Consider the following 6,457-nt stretch of genomic DNA (forward strand, 5'->3'; position numbering starts at 1 on the left):
GCCCACCGCGCCCCGTTGGCGCCGCGGCACCCGGTCGGGCACGGCCGCGGTGACCGCCGCGAACGCCGCGTTCAACGTCAGCTGCACCAGGCACCAGCCGGCGAACAACACCCACACCGCGTCCGCGCCGCCGAGCAGCAGCAGCGACAGCGAGCCGCCCGCCGTGCCCGCCACGATCCACGGCGTACGCCGGCCGAACCGCGAGACGGTGCGGTCGGAGAGGGCGCCGAACAGCGGGTTCGCGGCCAGGGACACCACTGCGCCGACGCCCGTCACCCACGCGAGCAGCGACTCCTTCGACATGCCCGCGCCCGGGGCGAAGTGCTCGGACTGCTTGGCGAGCAGGATCTGCAGCGGCCCGTACCAGCCCACCCAGATCGCGCCGTTGGCCAGCGACAGCGTGGCCGTCCAGCCCCGCCCGACGCGCTCGGCCGGCTCCTGCAGTGCGGGAGCCGTCATGCCCGCTGGGCCCGCAGCGCGTCTCGCAGCCAGTGGTACGACGCCTTCGGCGTGCGCACCTGCGTGGTGTAGTCGACGTGCACGAGCCCGAACCGCTTCGTGTACCCCTCCGCCCACTCCCAGTTGTCCATGAGCGACCAGACGAAGTAGCCGCGCACGTCCACGCCCGCCGTCAACGCCCGGTGCAGCGCCCGCAGGTGACCGTCGAGGTAGCCGATCCGGTCCTGGTCGTCGAGGCCGTCGTAGGCGCAGCCGTTCTCGGTGACGACCACGGGCGGCAGCCGGTCGCCGTAGCGGTCGCGGAAGCCGGTCAGGAGCGACGTGAGCGCGTCCGGGACCACCGGCCAGCCGAAGTCCGTCGTCGGGTACCCCGCTATCTCCTTGACGGAGAAGGGGAGTTCGGCGGGAAGGGTGAGGCCGGAGAACTCCACGTCCGTGGTGCCCGGCGCGCCCACCTTCGTCGGCTGGTAGTAGTTGATCCCGTACCAGTCGAGGGTGTCCTCGGAGATCACCTTCAGGTCCGCGGCGACATCGTCGCCCGGCATCAACTCGCCGAATCCGTCCGGGTACCGGCCCAGCAGCAGCGGATCGCTGAAGAGCCGGTTGAGGATGATGTCGTACAGGTCGGCCGCCGCCGTGTCGGCCGGGTCGTCGGACGCCGCCCAGGTCGGGCCGTGCGAGTTGGCGATGCCGATGTCGTCCGCGCCCGCCGCGCGCAGCGCCCGCGCCGCGAGACCGTGCGCGAGGAGCTGGTGGTGGGCCACCGGCAGCGCGTCGAAGAGCAGCTTGTGGCCGGGCGCGTGTTCGCCGAGCGCATGCCCCAACAGGGTGTGTTCCGCGGGCTCGTTGAGGGTGATCCACTTGGTGACGCGGTCCCCGAGCCGGGCGGCGACATCCGCCGCGTACTCGGCGAACCGGGCCGCCGTGTCCCGCTCCCGCCAGCCGCCCGCCTCCTCAAGAGCCGCGGGCAGGTCCCAGTGGAAGAGGGTGGGCACGGGCCGCACGCCCCGCGCGCACAGCTCGTCGACGAGCCGGTCGTAGAAGTCCAGACCGCCCGGTGCGAGCACCCGCGGCCAGGACACGGAGAAGCGGTACGCGTCCACGCCCAGATCGCGGACCAGGCGCACGTCCTCGCGGTGGCGGGCCACGTGGTCGCAGGCCACCGCCGCCGTGGAACCGTCCTTGATCCGCCCCGGCTCGGCGCTGAACGCGTCCCACACCGAGGGCGCCCGCTCGTCCACGGCGCCCTCGATCTGGTGGGCGGACGTGGAGACGCCCCACACGAAGCCGGGCGGGAACTGGGGGAGCGGGTCCGCGGTAGCTGCCATGGGCGCGATCATCCGTACCGGCTGGTAGGAAGTCAACGCCCGTGCAGCTACCGGGAGTTACGCCCCTTCTTTGAGTACGCGCATGATCAGTCTGCGCTGTTCCTCGGTGAGCCGGGGGTCCGCGCAGTACACGGTCCTCCCGTCCACGGTGAGGGTGTAGCTGAAGCCGTCGGGCACCCCGACGGGCGGCGCGCCCCGGCCCGCGGCCATCGCCTTCTCGGCCAGGGCGTGCCACTCGTGGGCGTCGGCGAGACCCGCCGTGTCGACCTCCGCGCTCCGGTCGATCCCGGCGAAGCCTCCCGTGCGCGTGACCTGAATCCGCATGGGTCCCTGTCTACCCCGTTTTCCGGCGCCCGGTCAGTGGGTGGGCACCCCGACCTGTTCCCACGCCTTGAGGACCGACTGGTACTCCTCGCCGCTGCCGCCGAAACGGGTCTGCGCGGCCTTCACCGTGAGCTTCGCGAAGTCGGCGAACAGGGCGTCCTGCTTCAGCTCGCCCCCGGCGAGGGTGTCGTACCAGATCTGCCCGGCCCGCTCCCACGCGTGCCCGCCCAGCGAATCGGCGAGGATGAAGAAGGCGTGGTTGGGGATGCCGGAGTTGATGTGCACGCCGCCGTTGTCGCGGCCCGTCTTGACGAAGTGGTCCATGTCGGCGGGCTGCGGGTCCTTGCCGAGCACGTCGTCGTCGTACGCCGTGCCGGGGGCCTTCATGGAGCGCAGGGCCACGCCGGTGACGCGCGGCGCCAGCAGGCCCGCGCCGATCAGCCAGTCGGCCTCGGAGGCGGTCTGGCCCAGCGCGTACTGCTTGATCAGCGAGCCGAAGACGTCGGACAGCGACTCGTTCAGGGCGCCGGGCTGCCCGAAGTACGTCAGGTTCGCCGTGTGCTGGGTGACGCCGTGGGTCAGCTCGTGGCCGATGACGTCGACGGGAATGGTGAAGTCGAGGAAGATCTCGCCGTCACCGTCGCCGAACACCATCTGCTCGCCGTTCCAGAACGCGTTGTTGTAGTCCTCGTCGTAGTGGACCGTCGCGTCCAGCGGCAGACCGCTGCCGTCGATCGAGTAGCGGGCGAACTTCTCCAGGTACAGCTCGAAGGTCGCGCCGAGGCCCGCGTACGCGCGGTTGACGGTCGCGTCCTTGCCGGGCTTGTCGCCCTCGCCGCGGACCTTGCGGCCCGGCAGGTCCGTGCCGTGCCGGGCGTCGTAGATCGTGCGCTGCGGCTTCTGAGCCCCCGCGTCGGCGGAGGGCGGCGCCACGGAGCGTGCGCCGACCACGGTGGTGATCCGGCGGTGGGTGCGCTCGAAGGCGTCGCGCTCCAGTGTCTTGCGGGCCTTGGCGGCGATGGCCGAGTCCCCGGACTGAGCTGCCTTGTCGAGGACGTGGGGCGGCACGATGGTGCAGAAGACGGGTTCGAACCCCTTGGGGGTCCCCGCTCGGTTGGTGGTCATGCGTCGCAATGTGGCACTGGGTCATCCCGCTGTCACTACCTGCAACCATGATTAGTGAAATAGAGGTATTGATCACCTCTTACCCGTTACCTCCGCGCGATCCCGCATACTGATACAGGCCTCCGCCGTGAGCGGCAGTCGACTAGTGTGCGGTGCATCATGCGATTCGGGCTGCTTCTTCTTAGCTGCCGCGGCGAGGGCCTGTAGTCGAGGCCGGCTCCCTCCCCGCGGAGTTTGGTGTTGCGCCGTCGGCCGCCTAATAGGCCACCTCCGAGGAGCCCACGCATCATGGCGAACCGCCAGCAGCCCAGCAGCATGCCGATCCACAAGTACGGCAAGTACGACCAGGTGGACATCCCCGACCGCACGTGGCCGGGCAAGCGCATCACCGTCGCCCCCCGCTGGCTCTCCACCGACCTGCGCGACGGCAACCAGGCCCTGATCGACCCGATGTCGCCCGAGCGCAAGCGCCGGATGTTCGACCAGCTGGTCAAGATGGGCTACAAGGAGATCGAGGTCGGCTTCCCCGCTTCGGGGCAGACGGACTTCGACTTCGTACGTTCGATCATCGAAGAGCCGGGCGCCATCCCCGACGACGTGACGATCTCCGTACTGACCCAGGCCCGCGAGGACCTGATCGAGCGGACCGTGGAGTCCCTGAAGGGCGCCCGGCGCGCCACCCTCCACCTGTACAACGCGACGGCCCCCGTCTTCCGCCGGGTCGTCTTCCGCGGTTCCAAGGACGACATCAAGCAGATCGCCGTCGACGGCACGCGCCTGGTGATGGAGTACGCCGAGAAGCTGCTGGGCCCGGAGACGGAGTTCGGCTACCAGTACTCGCCGGAGATCTTCACCGACACCGAGCTGGACTTCGCCCTGGAGGTCTGCGAGGCCGTCTGCGACGTGTGGCAGCCGGGCCCGGGCCGCGAGATCATCCTCAACCTGCCCGCCACGGTGGAGCGTTCGACCCCGTCGACGCACGCGGACCGCTTCGAGTGGATGGGCCGCAACCTGACCCGCCGCGAGCACGTCTGCCTGTCCGTGCACCCGCACAACGACCGGGGCACCGCCGTCGCCGCCGCCGAGCTGGCGATCATGGCCGGCGCCGACCGCATCGAGGGCTGCCTGTTCGGCCAGGGCGAGCGCACCGGCAACGTCGACCTGGTGACGCTGGGCATGAACCTGTTCTCCCAGGGCGTCGACCCGCAGATCGACTTCTCCGACATCGACGAGGTCCGCCGCACGGCCGAGTACTGCAATCAAATGGAGATCCACCCGCGCCACCCCTACGCGGGCGACCTGGTCTACACGTCCTTCTCCGGCTCCCACCAGGACGCCATCAAGAAGGGCTTCGACGCCATGGAGGCCGACGCCAAGGCCAAGGGCGTCACCGTCGACGACATCGAGTGGGCCGTCCCGTACCTGCCGATCGACCCGAAGGACGTCGGCCGCTCCTACGAGGCCGTCATCCGCGTCAACTCGCAGTCCGGCAAGGGCGGCATCGCCTACGTCCTGAAGAACGACCACAGCCTGGACCTGCCGCGCCGCATGCAGGTCGAGTTCTCCAAGGTCATCCAGGCGAAGACCGACGCCGAGGGCGGCGAGGTCACGCCGAAGGACATCTGGAACGTCTTCCAGGACGAGTACCTGCCGAACCCCGCCAACCCGTGGGGCCGCATCCAGGTCAGGACGGGCCAGACGACCACCGACACGGACGGCGTGGACACGCTGACCGTCGAGGCCGAGGTCGACGGCGTCGAGCAGGTCCTGGTCGGCACCGGCAACGGCCCGATCTCCGCGTTCTTCCAGGCGCTGGGCGGCATCGGCATCGACGCCCGCCTGCTGGACTACCAGGAGCACACGATGAGCGAGGGCGCCTCCGCGGTCGCCGCGTCGTACATCGAGGTCGCCATCGGCGACAAGGTTCTGTGGGGCATCGGCATCGACGCGAATACGACACGTGCGTCGCTCAAGGCGGTCGTGTCAGCGGTCAACCGCGCCACGCGCTGAACCTGTTGACGTGCGGTTTCCCGGCCCCGTACACCTTTTGTGGGTGTGCGGGGCCGCGTCATGTCTCGGCCACCGCCGGCGATCTCCGTGACCTCGGCGTGACCAAGGTACTGACGCCGCATCAACAATGTGGCTAACATCACGCCAACGCCGCGATGTTGCGGCGCCGTTACGGAGGTGTGCGACGTGCTGCCGATCTGGGGACGTATGCGACGAAACGGGGTCTCGCGGGTCCTCGGCGTGCACACCACATGGACCACCGTCGGGGACGGGGAGTTCTTCTGCCCCGGCTGCGGCGGCGACCGCAACTTCCAGCGGCGCACCGGCCGGCGCCGCTTCACCGTGCTCGGCATGCCGGTGGTGCCGCGAGGCGAGACCGGGCCCGTCGTCCAATGCGCCGCCTGCGAGGAGCAGTTCGGGACGGACGCGCTGGACCACCCGACGACCCACCGCTTCTCGGCGATGCTGCGCGACGCCGTGCACACGGTCGTGCTCGCGGTGCTCGCCGCGGGCGGCTCCTCGTCCCGCCAGGCGCTGGAGAGCGCCGTCGGCACGCTGCGGGGCGCCGGGTTCGACGACTGCTCCGAGGAGCAACTGGCGGCGCTCGTCGAGGCGTTGATGACCGACGCCGGGCGGCTGCCGGAGCACTGCGGAGCCGGCGCCGGGCTCGCGATCGAACTCCACGAGGCGCTCGACCCGCTCGCCCCGCACCTGGCTCCCGCCGGACGGGAGTCGATCCTGCTGCAGGGCGCGCGGATCGCCCTGGCGGACGGGCCGTACTCGGCGAGTGAGCGCGATGTGCTGGGGACGGTGGGCGCCGCCCTGACGATGTGCACGGACGAGGTCAACCAGCTGCTGGTGGCGGCGGCGCGCACGCCCAGCTGACCTCCGGGCGCGCCCGGGAACCCCCGGCTGACCCGGGGCGTGTCCGGTAGCTCTCCGAGCGTGCGGCGATCCCCGGGACGTCCGGCACCCCGGGGCGAGCCGGAGGCCCTCCCGCGCGCTTCCCGGTCGCCGCCGCGCGAGGCCCGGGCGCGCGCCTTCTCCCGACTCACCGCAGCCGCACGGGTATTGCTCCGCCCCGCGCACCCCTACTACGGTCACCGGACGTCCTACGTCCCATGTCCGTACTCGGAGGGGGAGCGATGCCCAGCATTCCCGCGTTCACCGGCCGGCTGGCCCTGACGGTCGCGGCCGCGACCGCCGTCTCG

Annotated in this window: 6 protein-coding genes; 2 read left to right on the plus strand and 4 right to left on the minus strand. The window is 70.7% G+C overall.

What is annotated here, in order from left to right:
• The 4 genes from G3I40_RS38165 to G3I40_RS38180 all read right to left on the minus strand — a co-directional run.
• Nucleotides 1-459, minus strand: a 459-nt coding sequence (locus G3I40_RS38165) for an MFS transporter (protein WP_164559409.1), incomplete at its 3' end; no start/stop codon positions are given.
• Nucleotides 456-1,787 (minus strand): GH1 family beta-glucosidase, encoded by a 1,332-nt coding sequence (locus G3I40_RS38170; protein ID WP_239092179.1) that lies wholly within the window; start codon nucleotides 1,785-1,787, stop codon nucleotides 456-458. The genes G3I40_RS38165 and G3I40_RS38170, both read right to left, overlap by 4 nt.
• Nucleotides 1,788-1,844: 57 nt before the next feature.
• Nucleotides 1,845-2,111 (minus strand): protealysin inhibitor emfourin, encoded by a 267-nt coding sequence (locus tag G3I40_RS38175; protein WP_164559410.1) that lies wholly within the window; start codon nucleotides 2,109-2,111, stop codon nucleotides 1,845-1,847.
• Between the two features lie 33 nt (nucleotides 2,112-2,144).
• Nucleotides 2,145-3,236 carry a M4 family metallopeptidase gene (locus G3I40_RS38180; RefSeq protein ID WP_164559411.1) on the minus strand — a complete coding sequence of 364 codons (1,092 nt, stop codon included), beginning with the start codon at nucleotides 3,234-3,236 and terminating at the stop codon, nucleotides 2,145-2,147.
• A gap of 288 nt (nucleotides 3,237-3,524) precedes the next feature.
• Between G3I40_RS38180 and leuA the strand changes: the two genes are divergently transcribed.
• Both leuA and G3I40_RS38190 read left to right on the plus strand, forming a co-directional pair.
• A complete protein-coding gene (gene leuA, locus G3I40_RS38185) occupies nucleotides 3,525-5,246 on the plus strand; it encodes a 2-isopropylmalate synthase (protein WP_164559412.1) in 1,722 nt (573 codons plus the stop codon).
• A gap of 207 nt (nucleotides 5,247-5,453) precedes the next feature.
• Nucleotides 5,454-6,131, plus strand: coding sequence for a TerB family tellurite resistance protein (locus G3I40_RS38190; RefSeq protein WP_164559413.1), 678 nt, complete (start codon nucleotides 5,454-5,456; stop codon nucleotides 6,129-6,131).
• Nucleotides 6,132-6,457: the final 326 nt, after the last annotated feature.

Source organism: Streptomyces sp. SID14478, from assembly GCF_010548525.1.
In the GTDB taxonomy this organism is placed as follows: domain Bacteria; phylum Actinomycetota; class Actinomycetes; order Streptomycetales; family Streptomycetaceae; genus Streptomyces.